The organism is Enterococcus songbeiensis, assembly GCF_005405265.1.
In the GTDB taxonomy this organism is placed as follows: Bacteria; Bacillota; Bacilli; order Lactobacillales; family Enterococcaceae; genus Enterococcus_C; species Enterococcus_C songbeiensis.
The window spans coordinates 1-16,639 of sequence record NZ_BJDS01000005.1 but is presented as its reverse complement, the minus strand read 5'-3'; the positions used below and the strand labels follow the sequence as shown (position 1 = coordinate 16,639).

The following is a 16,639-nucleotide window of genomic DNA, read 5'->3' as shown; positions in this document are numbered from 1 at the left end:
TCCTTGTTCCTTTTATAGAATTAATTTTTCTTATTGAAAAATTAGTTTGATTGTCACGCCGCATATCATTCCACTAGTGTACTTGAGGTAAATGGAACTGACATCCTTGTTCCTTTTATAGAATTAATTTTTCTTATCGAAAAATTAGTTTGATTGTCACGCCCTATCCTCATTCTACTAGTGTACTTGAGGTAAGTGGAACTGATAATCTTATCCAAACTTTTGAATTTTCTGAATAGTCTTACAACTCATGCCATGAAAAAAACGAGCTGAAAAAATCAGCCCGTTGTCAGTTACTCGTCTCAGAAAACAAACGATTATTTCTTCGTTTGATTTTTCATCTGTTGCATCATCTGACGAATTTTTTTCTCAGATGGTTTTTGCCCCATAGACATCATCATTGTTCGTAACATATCCTCATTAACGGGAGGATTTTTTTCTAAATAATCTTTCATATATTTACGCGCCAAAAAGAACCCGCCAACAGCGCCGATTACTAATGCGACAACCGCAATCAATATAACAATACCTGCATTCATGTAAATCTCTCCTTTCTCTGGTAGTCTCAATGAGTTATTTTACTAGAAAATCATTAAAAAGAAAAGGCGTTTTCCAAAATTCATGCTTTTTTTTGAAATAATTCCCTTGTTTTCTTCAGCAAAAAATCAGTAAATCTCCAAAAAAGAAAAAAAGACAGAAGAAATCGTTTTCAAAGCTTTGAAAACATGATAAGCTGAAAAAAAGACGAGGTGATGAAAATGGAACAAACATTGGTAATCATTAAGCCAGATGGTGTAAAACGAAATTTGATTGGGCGAATCATTCAGCGCTTTGAAGATCGAACGTTGACTATCACCCAAATGCGGCAGGGAGTGATGACTCCTGAGATGGCTAACACCCACTACCAGCATCTAATCGAAAAACCCTTTTTCCACGAAATCGTGACCTATATGACTTCTGGTCCCGTAATCTATCTTGTATTAGAGGGAGAAAATGTTATTGAGATCGTCCGCAGAATGGTAGGAAAAACCAACGCACTGGAAGCTGATCCCGGCACGATTCGCGGAGATTTTGCAGTCAACAAATCAGAAAATATCATCCATGCCTCCGATTGTCTGGAAGCTGCGGAAAAAGAAATCACACGCTTTTTTCCCGTAACGCATTAAAAAGGCAGAACGAACACGTTCCGCCAGCCATTTTTAACGAAAGGGACTTTCTGAGTCCTTTTTTTGTTCCCGTATTTTCACTGTTTCCAATTAAAGAGAAGGATTTATTTTGTTCAAAAGATTTGGATCAAAAGTTTGTTTTCGCAACATGGCAATTTCAAAACCATAAGGTGCTTTTTTATTCTTCTTGTCTTCTCCTACATAAGGTGTCTCCAGAATTTTTGGCAGATCTTTCAATTTTTCATGGTGAACGATGGCATTCAAGGCGTCAAAACCAATCGTTCCAAAACCAATATTTGCATGACGATCCTTGTGAGAGCCCCGTGGATTTTTTGAATCATTTACGTGAATCACTTTCAGACGCTCCAACCCAATGATCTTATCAAATTCTTCCAACACGCCATCAAAATCCTCTTTGACGTTATAACCTGCATCGTTTGTGTGACAGGTATCTAAGGTAACCGACAATTTCTCGTTTAAGGTCACTCCATCAAAAATGACGGCCAATTCCTCAAAAGTTCTGCCTAATTCCGTTCCTTTTCCCGCCATCGTCTCCAACGCAATTTGCGGAATTTGATCTTTCTCCAAGATTTCATTTAAACCTTTGATGATCTGCTTCAACCCAGCGTCAACACCAGCGCCCACATGCGCTCCCGGGTGCAGTGTAATTTGAGTTGCTCCCAATGCTTGCGCCCGTTGAATTTCTGTGTGCAAAAAATCAACAGCAAAGCCAAAATTCTGCGGCTTGATCGTATTACCTAAATTAATGATATAAGGAGCGTGAACAACGATATTACTTAAAGAATACTCCTTCATAAAGGCTTGTCCTGCCTCAATATTTAATTCTTCGATGGGCTTGCGGCGTGTATTTTGCGGAGCACCGGTATAAATCATAAAAGTCGTCGCCTGATATCCCGCCGCTTCTTCTGCCGCTCCCAATAACATCTTTTTCCCACTCATAGATACATGTGAACCAATCAACATAGTTTTCTCCTCCAGTTCTGTTTCCTATTATCTCCAATGAAGCAAAAAAATGGCAACTTTTCTGCTTATATTCCGCCAAATAATAACAAAATCACGGTCATCAATCCTAAACTGAGTAAAAAACTGACGGAAGAACAAAAGCCGACGATTTCTTCCTCCACCCCCGCAGCCACTGCATTGATTACGTTAAAAGTAGCGATTGGCGCCACCGCCAACAAACACAGCACCAATTTGACTAACTGTGGCAAGGGCAAAAATAAAAACAGCGCTACCAGCCCAAGACCTATGCCATAACGCAGCACTAAACTTTGCAAAACGATTCGTTGCGCACTTTTAGGCAGTCGCAATTCCAAAAAAAGACCAATCATAAACATCGAAAGAAAGGTGTTGGCAGAAGCAATCGGTTGCAACACGGTCAACAAACTTTCCGGTAATTCAATGGAACCTACCCGCAACAACAGCATAACCAAATAAGCGGTATAAGGAATCGAACGAAATAGTTTCCACAAAACTTTTCGCAAATCGAAGCGCTGATTCTTCCCTACCAGATGATCCACCAATACGGTTGTTCCTCCAGCCAGCATGATGCTGTTTCCCAGATCGAACATGGAAATCAAGGGAATTCCGATGGGTAAAAAACTTTGGACAAAGGGCAGCGTAAAATTTCCAATATTAAATCCCGAAGCCATATACATCATAAATTCCTGTTTGATAGGTGCTTCTTTTTTCGTCAGCAACCAACTGACGAATACTTGTAAAATAGAAAGCCCGAAGCCTAAAAAAATCAGCAGAAATAAACTGCTCTTTATTTGCAAAGAAGCAAAATTAACAATAATCGTGGCTGGCAGCGTGATGGTCAAAATGATGACTGAAAGCGTCGTTCCATCTGCTTTTGATAATAAATTTAAGCGCTTTAATAAATATCCGAAAAAAATAATAACAAATAATCCAACTGCATTGATTAAAATTGTCGCCATACTTGCTCCCTTCACTACGCCTATTCTCTGTTCATAGTACCTGAAATCATTTGGGAAAGAAAGTCCGTAAAAACATTTGCCGAAATTCTAAGCATTTGCTAAGCATCTATTCATTTTTTCTGATTTTTGCTATAATAACACGGTACCCAAATAAAACTGAGGTGAAAATCGTGCCCCAAAAAGGAAAAAAAACACAAGAGCCTTTTTCCGAGAAATCAAAAGGCTGGTTTTATTTCAATATTAGTTTACGCGTCTTACATTCACTGCTGCTTGTCGGCCTAGCTGTTTTGATTATCGGTGGTGCACTTGCTGCTGGGATTGGTGCTGGTTATTTTGCCTATCTGGTAGAAGATACAAATACGCCAACAAAAAAAGAACTCCAAAAATCTTTGGGGGATATCTCAGAAACCTCCAAATTGACTTATGCTGACAGCAAAGAAATCGCCACGATTCGTTCAGATTTAATGCGAACAACGATTAAATCCGATCAAATTTCCGAACTGATTAAAAAAGCAATCATTTCGACAGAGGATGAATATTTTTACGAGCACAATGGGGTCGTTCCCAAAGCAGTGGTTCGTGCCCTGCTATCCGAAGCCATCGGTTTTGGCGGTGGCGGCGGCTCTACATTGACCCAGCAGATCGTCAAGCAACAGGTGTTGAGCAGTGAAACTACCTTCAAACGTAAAGCCAATGAAATTCTTTTGGCGATGGAGGTGGAAAAATTTTTCAGTAAAGATGAAATCGTTACCCTCTATTTGAATGTCTCACCTTTTGGTCGAAACAATAAAGGCCAAAATATTGCAGGCGTTCAAGAAGCAGCAAAAGGAATCTTCGGAAAAAATGCCAAGGATGTCAATCTTGCTCAGGCGGCATTTATCGCCGGACTTCCCCAAAGCCCAATTATTTACAGTCCCTATGATAACACCGGTGAGATCAAAGAAAATCTGACTGCCGGCTTGGAACGAAAGGATTTTGTTCTATTCAGTATGTACCGCAACCATGCCATCACGAAAAAAGAATACGAGGAAGCTAAAAACTACGACTTAAAAAAAGACTTCTTGAAACGGCAAAATGCCACTACGAATGATCATGGTTTTCTTTACTACACTGTTCTAGGAGAAGCACAAGAAATCGTCGCCAAACAATTGGCTACAAATGACAAACTTTCTACGGAAGAATTTAATAAAGACGAAACCCATCAAAAATACCTTGAATTAGCTAAAAACGAACTGGTCACTGGCGGCTATACCGTCAAATCGACGATCGACAAAGCGATTTTTGACGCCATGCAACAAGGTGTCGCAGATTACGGCTACCTATTGGATAATTACAATGGTGATCGTGTCGAAGTTGGGAATGTGATGATGGACAATCAAACTGGACGAATTCTCGGTTTTGTTGGCAGTCGCGATTTTTCAAAAAATCAAAACAATCATGCCTTCGATACCATGCGGGCGGCTGGTTCTTCCATCAAGCCGGTTCTAGTTTATGGTCCGGCAATTGACCAAGGACTGATTGGAACAGAAACTCGGGTGTCTGATTATCCAACTAGTTGGAAAGCTGGTGAAAATGCTGGCGAAGATATCGTGAATGCCACCAATAAGGGATCGAAAACCTTCCAGACCGTTCGTGAAGCCTTGAATGAATCAACCAACATTCCTGCCTATCACGTTTATCAGGACTTGCAACAAAATACTTCGGCTAATTTTGCTTATGAAAATTATTTGAAGAAAATGAATTATACAGCTTTAGATGAATGGAGTTTTGAGTCTGCCCCACTTGGACCAATGGACGTCACGACCTTGCAGCAGACAAATGGTTTCCAAGCGCTGGCAAATGGCGGTGTGTACCAAGAAGGCTACTTGATTGAATCAATTACAGACAATCAAGGAAATGCAATTTATAAACACAAAGAAAATCCAGTTCAAGTATATTCACCTGCAACTGCATCGATTATGAATGACTTGATGCGCAGTGTTTTGGATGCACAAATTACAACACCTTTCAAATCTTCTATCAATAATTTGAATTGGTACCTTGCACAAGCCGATTGGATTGGTAAAACTGGTTCTTCAGATTATTACAAGGATTCTTGGCTGATTGTGTCAACACCTTCCGTAACCATCAGCAGTTGGTCAGGCTTTGACGACAATACAACAAAAAATGATCAGGATGCCGGACAACGAACCGGTCAATACCTAGCAAATTTAGTCAATCGTATTTATATGGCAAGCCCGGATGTTTTTGCTACGGAACAAACCTTTACACTCGATAAAAGTGTAAAAAAAGCAACCGTCTCGAAGTTCACCGGTGCCTTGCCTGGAACTGTTACAGTAAACAATCGCTCGGTCCAAACGCCGAAAGACACCACAACCTCCTACTGGGCAACCGATAACGTTCCTCAAAGCAGCTTTAAATTCGGCATCGGCGGAACAGATGCAAACTATTTAGATTATTGGAACAAAGCAATTAAAACTACAACCAAAACCACTTCTTCAACAAATCGCGCAACCTCGCAAAATACTACGAATCAGGCGAACGAGAAAAAGGAAGAAGAAAAAGAAACTGACAAAAATGAATAAAAAAAGACGGTTCATCCGATGGATGAGCCGCCTTTTTTCTTAAATATTATTTTGTTGAGCCTTTTTTATCCACACCATAAGGTAAAATAATTGTTTTTTCTTCTAAATCTTCTTTGTTCATCATTTTTGTCAAAAGACGCATAGAAACCGCACCGATATCATACAATGGTTGTGTAATACTGGTTAATTTAGGACGAGCAACATCCGTCAACAACGAATTATTGCTGGTAATGATTTCAAATTCTTCAGGAACTTTTACACCTTCATCCAACAAACCATCCAGTAAGCCGATTGCTAATTCATCATCTGTAACGACCGCTGCTGTTGCACCACTGTTGCGAATACGAGAAACCAAAGCGATGCCGTCTTTGAAATTGTATTTTGCTTCAAAAACCAGACCTTCGTTATAAGACAAACCATTTTCTTGCAAGGCTTCCTTATATCCATTCAACCGATTTTGACCGTTGATTGGATCAATCAATGCTCCACTGATAAATGCAATTTTTTTATTGCCATTTTTTGCCAACAAATCTGTCGCATCTTTCGTTGCATTTTGGTAGTCAATATTCACACTGCCGACTTGTTCATCAGGATCAATGGATCCAGCTAAAACGACTGGTGTTTTTGAGCGGGAAAATTCACCACGAATTTCATCAGTAATCCGATGTCCCATAAAAATAACGCCGTCCACTTGTTTTGCCAATAAGTTATTCAATACGTTGACTTCTTTTTGATTGTCTCCATCTGAATTGGCTAAAATAATATTGTACTTGTACATTGTTGCAACATCATCGATACCTCGAGCCAATGATGCAAAATACATGTTGCTTACGTCTGGAATGATTACACCGACAGTCGTTGTTTTTTTGCTGGCTAGACCTCGAGCCACAGCGTTTGGACGATAATCTAAGCGATCAATCACTTCCAATACTTTCTTGCGGGTCGCAGGTTTTACATTCGGGTTGCCATTGACAACACGAGAAACAGTAGCCATCGAAACATTTGCTTCGCGGGCAACGTCATAAATCGTAATTGTTTGTTTTTCCATTCTTCTTTCTCCTATTCGATTGTTTTCAGAAAATCTCATTTACATTTCTTTGTAAGAATATCACGTTAGCAACAGGAATGCAACCGTTTTAATTTAGTTTTCATGAAAATTATGTGATTTTTTCAAATGTTGCTTTTGGTCATTTAGTGGTAGAATAAAAGTATCTACCCTTGGAAAGAAGGAATATTGATGAATCAAACAAAATTACAGGAATTACGCCACTGGATGACCCAACAAGAAACCGATCTTGTCTATGTCAGCGATCCGGGACACATTGCGTACTTTTCCGGTTACACCAGTGAGCCTCATGAACGTGTTCTGGCACTTTTCATTCCATTAAAGAAAGATCCATTCTTGTTCACTCCCGCTTTGGAAGTGGAAGATGCTCAAAACAGCGGTTGGCCATTTGATGTTGTGGGTTATTTAGACAGTGAAGACCCTTGGCAAAAAATCACCGCCGAACTAACCAGTCGTTATGGAACTATCCAACGCTTTGGTTTGGAAAAAAATTCCTTGACTGTAGATCGCTTTGAAAAACTGCGGAATGCTTTTTCTTCAGATTTTTCTGTGGATGTCACTCCAGCAATCCAACGCCTCCAACTACTTAAAACAAAAGAAGAAATCCATACACTTTTAGAAGCCGGCGACTGGGCAGATGTTGCCTTTGAAATCGGATTTGGTGCAATCAAAGAAGGTGCTGCTGAACAAGAAATTGTTGCAGAAATCGAGTACCAATTAAAACGTCGCGGCGTATCCGCCATGAGTTTCGATACAATCGTTTTAACTGGGAAGAATGCTGCCAGTCCCCACGGAAATCCCGGTAATACAAAAATTCAGCCTCACGATTTAGTGTTGTTTGACTTGGGGGTTATTTGGAAAGGTTATTGCAGTGATGCCACTCGAACGGTTGCTTTTAAAGAACCGACTGCTTTTCAAAAAGAAATCCATCATTTGGTACTAGAGGCACAATTAGCCGCTCAGTCAGCGGTAAAACCTGGTATCACGGCTGGTGAATTGGATGCTGTTGCCCGCAATGTGATTACTCAAGCAGGTTACGGGGAATACTTCAATCATCGTCTAGGTCACGGGATTGGTACAACTGTTCATGAATACCCTTCCCTTGTTGAAGGAAATGATCTTGTGATTGAAGAAGGAATGTGTTTTAGCCTTGAACCAGGAATCTATCTTCCTAATCAAGTCGGTGTACGGATTGAAGACTGTGTTTATGTAACAGCAGATGGTTGTCAACCTTTCACCAAGACCAGCAAAGAGTTACTGATAATCGACTAAAAAAATTCCCATGAGCTTGTTATATCCGCTCATGGGAATTTTTATTTTTATCAGCCTTCTGGATTATTTTCTTCCAGTTTATCTTTTAATTCTTCCTTGGCTTCTTCCAATTTACCTGAATCAGTTTCAGCTACTGTCTCTTTGGCTTCATCGACAGCTGAGGAAGCTGTTTCTTTCACGTCCTCAACGATTGGTTGTGCTTCTTCCACCCCATCATTGACGGTTTCTTTCATTTCTGTCGCAGAATCTTTGACATCAATGAAAATATCCTGTGCATCTTCTTTCGCTTCTTGTACCACGTCACTACTGCTTTGTTTCAATTCATCCGCTGACTTCTTAAAGCGCTCAGAAAGATCCCCTGTTTGTTTTTTCAAGTTTTCAATGACTTCTTCCGAAGAATCGTGCAGCCCTTCAAAGGAGCCACTTGTTTTTGCCTTCAGGCTTTCAGTCATTTCCTCTGCCTGTTTGGAAAGTTTGCCAGCTTTTTCCTTTGCTATATCAGTCAAGTCTCCGCTTTTTTCTTTGGCATAATCCGTATAATCCGATGCTTTGTCCAACAAATCATCTGCCTGAGCAGCTAATTTTTCTCGCAAAACTTTTCCAGACTCCGGAGCCAATAGTAACGCTGCCACTGCTGCTGCCGTGCCGCCAATTACTGCACCTAATAAAAATCCGCCTTTTTTACTCATAACTTCCCCTCCATTTATTGGTTTTGTTAAGGATCATTTTATTGATCTTTGTTCCGTTGTTTAAAGAATTTCATCGCCATCTGTCCGGCTTTGCCGGCAACAGTGGCCTGTGCGGTTGTTTTACCCACTGCACCTAATTTTGTCGCCAAGTTTTTCCCAGATCGATTTAAATCTGAGACACTTACACTTAAATCAGCGACCGCTGTGAATAAAGGATCGATGGTGGCTACTTTTCCATTGACGTCGTTTAATAAAGTATTCGTTTTCACCAATAGTCCTTCTACCTCACTGGATAACACATCGACATCCTTTGTAACGATTCGAATTGTATTATTTGCTTCCTCCACCGTTACGTTTACTTTTTCTACTGCATGATTGATTTGATCGACTGTTTTTGAAAATTGAAGTAATAGTCGTACGATAAAAACGACCAATACCGCAAAAGCCAAAGCTGCGATCAATGCTGCTATTTCTCCACCGCTCATAGGTTATCTCCCTTCCAAAGATCATACTTCAAGGATAGCATTTCATATTTTTTAATACAAATAAAAAACAACAGAATCGAGAAATTTCGTTTGTCTTTTCAAAAAAGCCGTTACAGAAAATTTCTCTAACGGCTTTTAGACTTATTTGGTTTTCTTCAGTGTTTCTTCAGAAAGCTCTTTTCCTAAGTCAATAATGAATTGACGCAGATTATCTTTGACTTCAGGATGTTTCAATCCATATTCAATACTTGTTTTCATGAAACCGAACTTATCCCCGACATCAAAACGTTTGCCTTTGAATTCATGGGCAAAAACTCGTTGGGTTTTATTCAAGGTATCGATGGCATCGGTCAATTGAATTTCATTGCCGGCACCTGGTTTTTGGTGTTCTAAAATATCAAAAATTTCCGGTGTCAATAAATAACGACCGATAATCGCTAAATCACTCGGCGCTTTTTCCGGCGCAGGTTTTTCAACAAAGTTTTTCACGTTGTAAAGCCCGGATTCCACTTCTTCTCCTGGATTGATGATTCCATATTTTGAAGTATCTTCATGAGGAACCTTCATCACAGCAATCGTTGACGCATGGGTTTTTTCATAATCATTGATTAATTGTTTCGTTAAAGGAACCTTGTCTTCCATCAAATCGTCCCCTAGCATCACGATGAATGGTTCATTGCCAACAAATGCCCGGGCTTGTAAGACAGCATGTCCCAAACCACGAGGATGGGATTGGCGGATGAAATGCAAATTGACATCTGTCGTTTCTTCAACCAATTTCAATAATTCAGTTTTGCCTTTTTCTTTCAAATTTGTTTCCAATTCAATATTGGCATCAAAGTGGTCTTCGATTGGGCGTTTTGCTTTACCGGTCACGATTAGAATATCTTCGATTCCTGATTTCAATGCTTCTTCCACAATAAATTGAATTGTTGGCTTATCAACGATTGGCAACATTTCCTTTGCCATTGCTTTCGTTGCAGGTAAAAAACGTGTTCCTAATCCAGCTGCTGGAATAACTGCTTTTTTGACTTTCATTGCTTTCGCTCCTAACTTTCTATCATTTACTTTAATGAAAATTCGTTTTCAATTTTCCCATCCCGTAGCATAATATTTTTTGCTGCTTCGTTGATGTCTTCCTTTTCATAAAGTACGCTATAGATTGTTTCTGTGATAGGCATATCGACTTTTAATTGCTGAGCCAACTCCATTGCTGCTTTCGTGGTAGCTACCCCTTCAACGATCATTCCCATATTTTCTAAAATCTCGTCCAAACTATGCCCTTTGCCTAATAAATTTCCGGCACGCCAGTTTCTTGAATGGACACTCGTACAGGTAACAATCAAATCCCCCACACCACTTAATCCGATAAAAGTTAAAGGATTCGCACCCATTGCCACACCTAGACGACTGATTTCTGCCAGTCCTCGTGTCATGATTGCTGCTTTGGCATCATCTCCAAAGCCCAAGCCATGAATCGCTCCCGCACCGATTGCAATGATATTTTTCAACGCGGCACCGGTTTCTACACCAATAACGTCATCATTGGTATAAATACGAAAATAATCATTCATGAATAAATCTTGGACATATTTTGCTGCGTCGTCTTTTTCGCTGGCAGCTGTGATTGTTGTGATATCATGAACTGCCACTTCTTCCGCATGACTAGGACCTGACAGAACCACAACAGCTTGACGGTGTTCTTCTGGAATTTCTTCTGTTAAAATTTCTGAAATCCGTTTATGCGTTCCTTGTTCCAATCCTTTGGCCGCATGGATGATAATTGGTTTATTTTTTACGTGTTGCGCAAATTCTTGTGCTACCACTCGCACCGCTTTAGTAGGTACAACAAACAAGACCGCATCTGCTCCCTCAATGGCTTCACGGATGTCTTTGACAGCAACGATATTTGCGGGAAGTTTGATATCCGGCAAATAATGACGATTGGTATGATACGTGTTAATTTCGTCAATTTGTGCTGGATTGTTTCCCCAAATCTTTACCTCGTGATCATTTTCAGATAAGACTTGCGCTAAGGCTGTTCCCCATGATCCGGGACCAAGCACAGCAATTTTTTGTTTCACAACGGAAACCTCCTTATGATTCAATAAAGCACTTTAATTTTACCATACAACGAATAACTTGTCCTGTTATACTATGAATTCATTGCTCCCGTAGGTACGGGTATAATACTTCAGCTTTTGATTATTTTTTCTCCGCCAGAACAAAAGACCCCATGCTCCAACAAACAGAATCACTGACAGCAATTGCGACACACGAATATCACCAAAAAGATATAAACTGTCTGTACGCATGCCTTCGATAAAGAAGCGTCCGAAGCTGTACCAAATCAAATAACCGAAGAAAACTTCTCCTTCTTTTAAGAAATTGCTTCGTTTACGCAACAGAATCAATAAAAGAAAACCGAGAACGTTCCAAACCGATTCGTACAAAAAAGTCGGTTGTCGATAAGCACCGTCTATATACATATTATCAATGATAAATTGTGGTAAATGCAGGCCTTCTAAAAAAGTCAGTGTCGTTTTCCCACCAAATGCTTCATGATTCATAAAATTGCCCCAACGGCCAATACCTTGGGCCAAAATCACGCTGGGTGCAGCAATATCTAAAAAGGTCCATCCAGAGATAAATTTATAACGGCAAAAGAAAAACAACCAAATACCGCCGGCAATTAAGCCACCATAAATCGCCAATCCACCAGAACGAACATTAAGAATTTGAATCGGATCTTTCAAGTAAGGTTCTAAATCAAATAAAATGTAATACAAGCGTGCACCAATCAAGGACAAAGGCAGACCCACTAACATGAAATCCGTGACATCATCTGCTTTCAGTCCTACCCGCACAGCTTCTCGAGAACTTAACCACATAGCGATGATCACTCCTGTTACAATAATCAACGCATACCAATAGATCGAGATTCCAAAAATTTCAAAGGCTACTCGATTCACCATTCCTACCATCTAAACCGCTCCTCATTCCGTCGAATTTTCTTCAATCAATTTACTCAATCGTTCTTCAAATGTTTTTGTTGCATCATACCCCATAACCTTCGCCCGATAATTCATCGCGGCTACTTCAATAATGATTGCAACGTTTCGCCCGGTTTTCACTGGGATTTTGATTTGCGGAACATCAACTGCAGCAATTTGGATTGAATCATCTGCTGAACCAAGTCGATCATATTTTTTCTCTTTTGACCATGCTTCTAAATAAACCGCAAGCTGTACCTGCATAGAGCCGCGAACAGCACTGGCACCAAATAAATTCATTACATCAATAATGCCAATTCCACGAATCTCAATCAAATGTTGCAGGATTTGCGGCGGTTCGCCAACAAGTGTCAATTCATCCTGTTGGTACACATCCACCCGATCATCTGCAATCAAACGGTGGCCTCTTTTAATTAATTCAAGCGCAGTTTCACTTTTTCCGATTCCACTGTCCCCTTGAATCAATACACCTAACCCGTAGACATCAACTAAAACACCATGGACACTCGTCCGAGAAGCCAATTGACTACTCAAATAAGTGGACATCTCTCCTAACAGTCTGGAAGTAGAAATCGGGGAACGCAAAACTGGAATTCCATGTTCCTCGCAAGCTTGGATCATTTCTTGTGGAACTTCAAGACCACGAGATACAATAAATGCCGGTGTATCTTCGCTGCACATCCGACGCAACACCATCAAGCGTTCTTCCGGCATCATTCGTTGTGCAAAGGTAATTTCTTTACTACCAAATAATTGCAGCCGATCATGTGAATAATAATTAAAATACCCTGTCAACTCAAGACCAGGTCGTGAAATGTCTCCTGTTGTGATTGCCCGTTCTAATCCAGTTTCCGTGCCGCTGACGATTTCCAAACTCAATTTTTGGGCCATCTGGTTAACTTTGACAATTTCTGTCATTGGTTTCCCTCTTTTCTCAGTTTTTCGTTTACTGTCTCATTTTATCATTCTAGAACAAAAGTTACTAGAAAACACAGTAAATCTTGTTGGAAAGTTTGACTGATTAGATAATCCGGCCTTCTTTTTCATAAAAAAAGAGAATGTCACTGATTGTTCAGCGTCATTCTCCTTCATATTTTCGCATATTATAATCTGTCACGATCACATTAACCAACGACATAATTACGGCTACCAAAAGTGCTGCCCCAAAACTGGAAAAACCAAAATTGGCTGCGCCGACAAAAGTTGAAGTCAGTTTCAGCATCGCCGCATTGATGACGAAGGCAAAGAGTCCTAACGTCAGAAAAGTTAACGGTAATGACAAAATCGTTAAGATTGGCTTCACGAAACCATTTAAAATCGATAAAACAAAACTAGCAATGACTGCAGTCCAGATACTTTCAACATGGAACATACCATTTGGCAGCAGGACTGCTAGTGAGATAAAGGTCAACGTGTTCACAACGAGACGTTGAAAATATGTCACTAGAAATCACTCCAGTCGTTATCATCGATCTTTTCAGCTTCTTTGCGGGTTTTTTGCTTTTGATCTTTTCGATAATTATTCTTTTGGTAATATTGGTTTTGACGTCCATAAGAACCGCTGCCGGAGCGACCGGAAGGGATAATGACCGCCAACACAATATAAAGAATGACAGGACTTGCTAATAGGACAAAGCTCAAGAATACATAGATCACACGTACGATTGTAGGATCGATACCCAAGTATTCGGCGATCCCTCCAAGTGTCCCTGTCAAGACGATATTATCAGTTGATTTTGTTAGTTTTTTTCTCAATTTGGTTCACCTCTATCCCCTCAATTTTACCCTATCTGAAGAGAAATTTCATCTCCTCAGATAGGAAAATCTTGTTCTTTTTTTCTTATTTATCTGTGTTTTTCAAGAAAATATTTCCGGTTGTCGTTGAAAGATCGATTTGTGCAAAACTGTCACCGGCTACCCGACGGAATTGCAGCATTTGGTTCATGCGTTCTTTCTTCTCACGGATCACTTCATATTCTGTCATCCGAGAATTGATGCTGCCAAGACTCGTTTTGGCATTTCCTTCAACACCTAGTTCAACTGGCAATGCAATTTTAACATTTCCGTTCACTGAGCTGGCATCTACCCGTTTGATATTGGTATCCTTCAATGTCAAACGAATATCCCCGTTCACCAAGGATACACCTAAGGTTTGCGGCGTGGTCTTCATTGTAACGGTTCCGTTGACTGTTTCAATAATTGAATCCAGTACTTCTCCGTCACGAACATCAATAGCGCCATTCACCCCTTCAATTTCCAACATCGTTGCATGAATCAGTTGAAAATCAATGCTGCCGTTTGTCGATTTGGTGTAGACATCTTTTGCTTCCAATTCATTGACCAAGATGCTGCCGTTCAACAATTTAACCGAAACATGATCGTACACTCTGCGAGGCAGATAGAACGTCAAGTCGGCTCCTACTCGTTTATTTGGTACTTGGAAGGAGATTTGTTCATCATCCACTAGAATTTGGCTGCGTTCGTTAAAAGCTTCAAATGGGGTTTCTGAATCCATTTTTCCATACAATTTAATTTTTGCGTCTACTTTCACGCCGGGTTCATCCCAAGCTTTGAATTGAACATTTCCGTTCGCCACTTTTACATCAATGATCGTTGCCGCTGTTTCAGGATATTCAAAGGTATGTTCAAATTTTGTCGAAGCAATCCCGGGTACTTTCAAACTGATATCTTTCCATTCCACATTGTCATTGACAGTTTCTGAAACAGTTTGGAAAGTTTTTTTCAAAAATCGTCCTAGATGTGTGCCGGCTTCAGCCATTTTTTCTCCTGCTTGATTCAAAGCATCGCCTGCTTGTTCTTTCCAGTCATCAGGAATATCGATTTTTGAATTGATTTTTTCTTTTGTTTGAGACCATTGATCTTTTTTGATGTCTTTGAGCTGTGCATCCAATTCTGCCCGTTCTGCCATCAATTTTTCCAGATTAGCTTCCAATACTTTAATCTCGCCTTCTACTTCATGGCGTTCTGCCAAATCGTCTTCGGTGAAAGCATCCAGTTCTTCTTTCGTGTTCAATTCCATCAAACGACTTTGTGCATCCTTCAGTTCTGCTTTTACTCCTTGGATTTCCGCATTGACCTCATCAAGTTCAGCCGAAGCCTGATTTGCTTTCGTTGCAAGCGAATCTAAAATTTCTTCTAGATTTTTCTTATCTTCCGCAGTTTTTTGTTTTAATTCTGCTTCATGATCAACAGGTTCATTATCTTGTAACAAGGTATCTAAATCATCTTGTTTTTCGGCAGTTACTTTTTCATTGGCTTGTTTGATTTGTTTTTCGTCTTTTTCGGTCGCCATACTTTCTAGCAAATCCAAGGCTTCTTCCGTCGAAAGCACACCTTTTTTTACTAAATCCAATACTCGTTCTCTTTCATTCATGGAAATTGCCTCCTCAAATAATTTTCTGCAAGTTTTCCTTACATGTCTATTATGCCCGCATTGCTGCAAATTGTCATAGGACTAAAGTAGTAACTTTTTCTAAATCTCAAGCAGTGGTTTTGGTTTCTGCAGTAAGTGTCCCCCTCTAGTTTAAAACAGAATCGCAAAATGGCACACTTCTTTGCTCAACGCTGTCAAAAAAACCGCCAAACGATTTGACGGTTTTAAACAGAGAAAAAGCTTAAAATGCTTCGTCTCTGTTGGTATTTAATTCTGTGATTTTTCCAGTTGCCAGATACACGATCCATTCGCAGATATTTGTTACGTAATCTCCGATTCGTTCCAAATATTGAGCCACATAAAGATAATCTGTGCCGCTGATTACTGTTTCAGGATTTTCTTTCATGCTTTCAATGGTTTGATAATAAATTTTAGAATAATAATCATTCACCCGTTGATCCATATTAGCGATCACACGTGCATCTTGTTCATTGGTTTTCACATAGGCTACCAACACATTATCCACCATTTTTTTCACATAATCAGACATATCGGAAATTTCTTTTTCTATCTCGGCAATCCGGGTTTGTCCTTTTACTCTAATGGTCGACTTTGCGATAGATACTGCGTGGTCAGCCATTCGTTCCAAGTCTGAACTTGCCTTCATCACAGTAATGATCATACGCAAATCAGTCGTAACCGGTTGTTGCAAAGCGATCATTTCAAAGCTTTTCTTTTCTAAGCGGATTTCCATATTATTGATTTCTTCATCGTGATCAATCACTTCTTGCGCCAGATGCTTGTCGTGTTTAATGTAAGCTCTGACCGATTTATGAACGGCATTGCTGACCATCATACCCATTTCATAAAATTGATTGTGCAAATTTAATAATTCTTCTTCAAACTGCGTACGCAACATGCGGGGTATCCTCCTCGTTCATTTTGATGTATTAAATTTTCTTTTAGAAAATTTAGTTTGTTTTTCACTACCTATATCATTCCACTAG

Annotated in this window: 17 protein-coding genes; 3 read left to right on the top strand and 14 right to left on the bottom strand. The window is 39.9% G+C overall.

Features of this window, described 5'->3' with window-relative positions:
- Positions 1-317 precede the first annotated feature (317 nt).
- Complete coding sequence (locus tag FFM66_RS04095; protein ID WP_048604934.1) at positions 318-539, bottom strand: YneF family protein; 222 nt, start codon at positions 537-539, stop codon at positions 318-320.
- A gap of 219 nt (positions 540-758) precedes the next feature.
- On the opposite strand from FFM66_RS04095, the gene ndk reads away from it, so the two are divergent.
- Positions 759-1,166 carry a nucleoside-diphosphate kinase gene (gene ndk / locus FFM66_RS04090; RefSeq protein WP_137605061.1) on the top strand — a complete coding sequence of 136 codons (408 nt, stop codon included), beginning with the start codon at positions 759-761 and terminating at the stop codon, positions 1,164-1,166.
- Positions 1,167-1,256: 90 nt separating this feature from the next.
- Here ndk and FFM66_RS04085 read toward each other — a convergent pair whose 3' ends face one another.
- Together FFM66_RS04085 and FFM66_RS04080 are read right to left on the bottom strand one after the other, a co-directional pair.
- Positions 1,257-2,150: a deoxyribonuclease IV gene (locus FFM66_RS04085; protein ID WP_137605060.1), complete on the bottom strand. Its 894-nt coding sequence runs from the start codon at positions 2,148-2,150 to the stop codon at positions 1,257-1,259.
- Positions 2,151-2,215: 65 nt separating this feature from the next.
- Positions 2,216-3,127 carry an AEC family transporter gene (locus tag FFM66_RS04080; RefSeq protein WP_137605059.1) on the bottom strand — a complete coding sequence of 304 codons (912 nt, stop codon included), beginning with the start codon at positions 3,125-3,127 and terminating at the stop codon, positions 2,216-2,218.
- Between the two features lie 170 nt (positions 3,128-3,297).
- On the opposite strand from FFM66_RS04080, the gene FFM66_RS04075 reads away from it, so the two are divergent.
- A complete protein-coding gene (locus tag FFM66_RS04075; RefSeq protein ID WP_137605058.1) occupies positions 3,298-5,712 on the top strand; it encodes a transglycosylase domain-containing protein in 2,415 nt (804 codons plus the stop codon).
- 46 nt (positions 5,713-5,758) lie between these two features.
- Here the strand turns inward: FFM66_RS04075 and ccpA are convergent, their stop codons facing one another.
- Positions 5,759-6,760, bottom strand: a complete 1,002-nt coding sequence (gene ccpA / locus FFM66_RS04070; protein WP_137605057.1) for a catabolite control protein A — start codon at positions 6,758-6,760, stop codon at positions 5,759-5,761.
- Between the two features lie 189 nt (positions 6,761-6,949).
- Between ccpA and FFM66_RS04065 the strand changes: the two genes are divergently transcribed.
- Positions 6,950-8,050: an aminopeptidase P family protein gene (locus tag FFM66_RS04065; RefSeq protein WP_137605056.1), complete on the top strand. Its 1,101-nt coding sequence runs from the start codon at positions 6,950-6,952 to the stop codon at positions 8,048-8,050.
- A gap of 50 nt (positions 8,051-8,100) precedes the next feature.
- Here the strand turns inward: FFM66_RS04065 and FFM66_RS04060 are convergent, their stop codons facing one another.
- The 10 genes from FFM66_RS04060 to phoU form a co-directional block, all read right to left on the bottom strand.
- Positions 8,101-8,739 (bottom strand): YtxH domain-containing protein, encoded by a 639-nt coding sequence (locus FFM66_RS04060; RefSeq protein WP_137605055.1) that lies wholly within the window; start codon positions 8,737-8,739, stop codon positions 8,101-8,103.
- 38 nt (positions 8,740-8,777) lie between these two features.
- Complete coding sequence (locus tag FFM66_RS04055; protein ID WP_048604926.1) at positions 8,778-9,224, bottom strand: DUF948 domain-containing protein; 447 nt, start codon at positions 9,222-9,224, stop codon at positions 8,778-8,780.
- Between the two features lie 141 nt (positions 9,225-9,365).
- Positions 9,366-10,262, bottom strand: coding sequence for a UTP--glucose-1-phosphate uridylyltransferase GalU (gene galU, locus FFM66_RS04050; protein WP_137605054.1), 897 nt, complete (start codon positions 10,260-10,262; stop codon positions 9,366-9,368).
- 26 nt (positions 10,263-10,288) lie between these two features.
- On the bottom strand, positions 10,289-11,308 hold the full coding sequence (locus tag FFM66_RS04045; RefSeq protein ID WP_048604924.1) for an NAD(P)H-dependent glycerol-3-phosphate dehydrogenase: 1,020 nt from the start codon (positions 11,306-11,308) through the stop codon (positions 10,289-10,291).
- 66 nt (positions 11,309-11,374) lie between these two features.
- Positions 11,375-12,208 (bottom strand): prolipoprotein diacylglyceryl transferase, encoded by an 834-nt coding sequence (gene lgt, locus FFM66_RS04040; protein WP_137605053.1) that lies wholly within the window; start codon positions 12,206-12,208, stop codon positions 11,375-11,377.
- Positions 12,209-12,220: 12 nt separating this feature from the next.
- A complete protein-coding gene (gene hprK / locus FFM66_RS04035; protein ID WP_048604922.1) occupies positions 12,221-13,156 on the bottom strand; it encodes an HPr(Ser) kinase/phosphatase in 936 nt (311 codons plus the stop codon).
- 160 nt (positions 13,157-13,316) lie between these two features.
- A complete protein-coding gene (locus tag FFM66_RS04030) occupies positions 13,317-13,682 on the bottom strand; it encodes a phage holin family protein (RefSeq protein ID WP_048604921.1) in 366 nt (121 codons plus the stop codon).
- Positions 13,682-13,993 (bottom strand): PspC domain-containing protein, encoded by a 312-nt coding sequence (locus FFM66_RS04025; RefSeq protein ID WP_048604920.1) that lies wholly within the window; start codon positions 13,991-13,993, stop codon positions 13,682-13,684. Before FFM66_RS04025 ends, FFM66_RS04030 begins: the two co-directional genes overlap by 1 nt.
- Before the next feature lie 85 nt (positions 13,994-14,078).
- Entirely contained in the window at positions 14,079-15,632 is a 1,554-nt protein-coding gene (liaX, locus tag FFM66_RS04020; RefSeq protein ID WP_137605052.1) for a daptomycin-sensing surface protein LiaX, read from the bottom strand.
- 241 nt (positions 15,633-15,873) lie between these two features.
- Positions 15,874-16,551, bottom strand: coding sequence for a phosphate signaling complex protein PhoU (gene phoU, locus FFM66_RS04015; protein ID WP_048604918.1), 678 nt, complete (start codon positions 16,549-16,551; stop codon positions 15,874-15,876).
- Between the last annotated feature and the right edge of the window lie 88 nt (positions 16,552-16,639).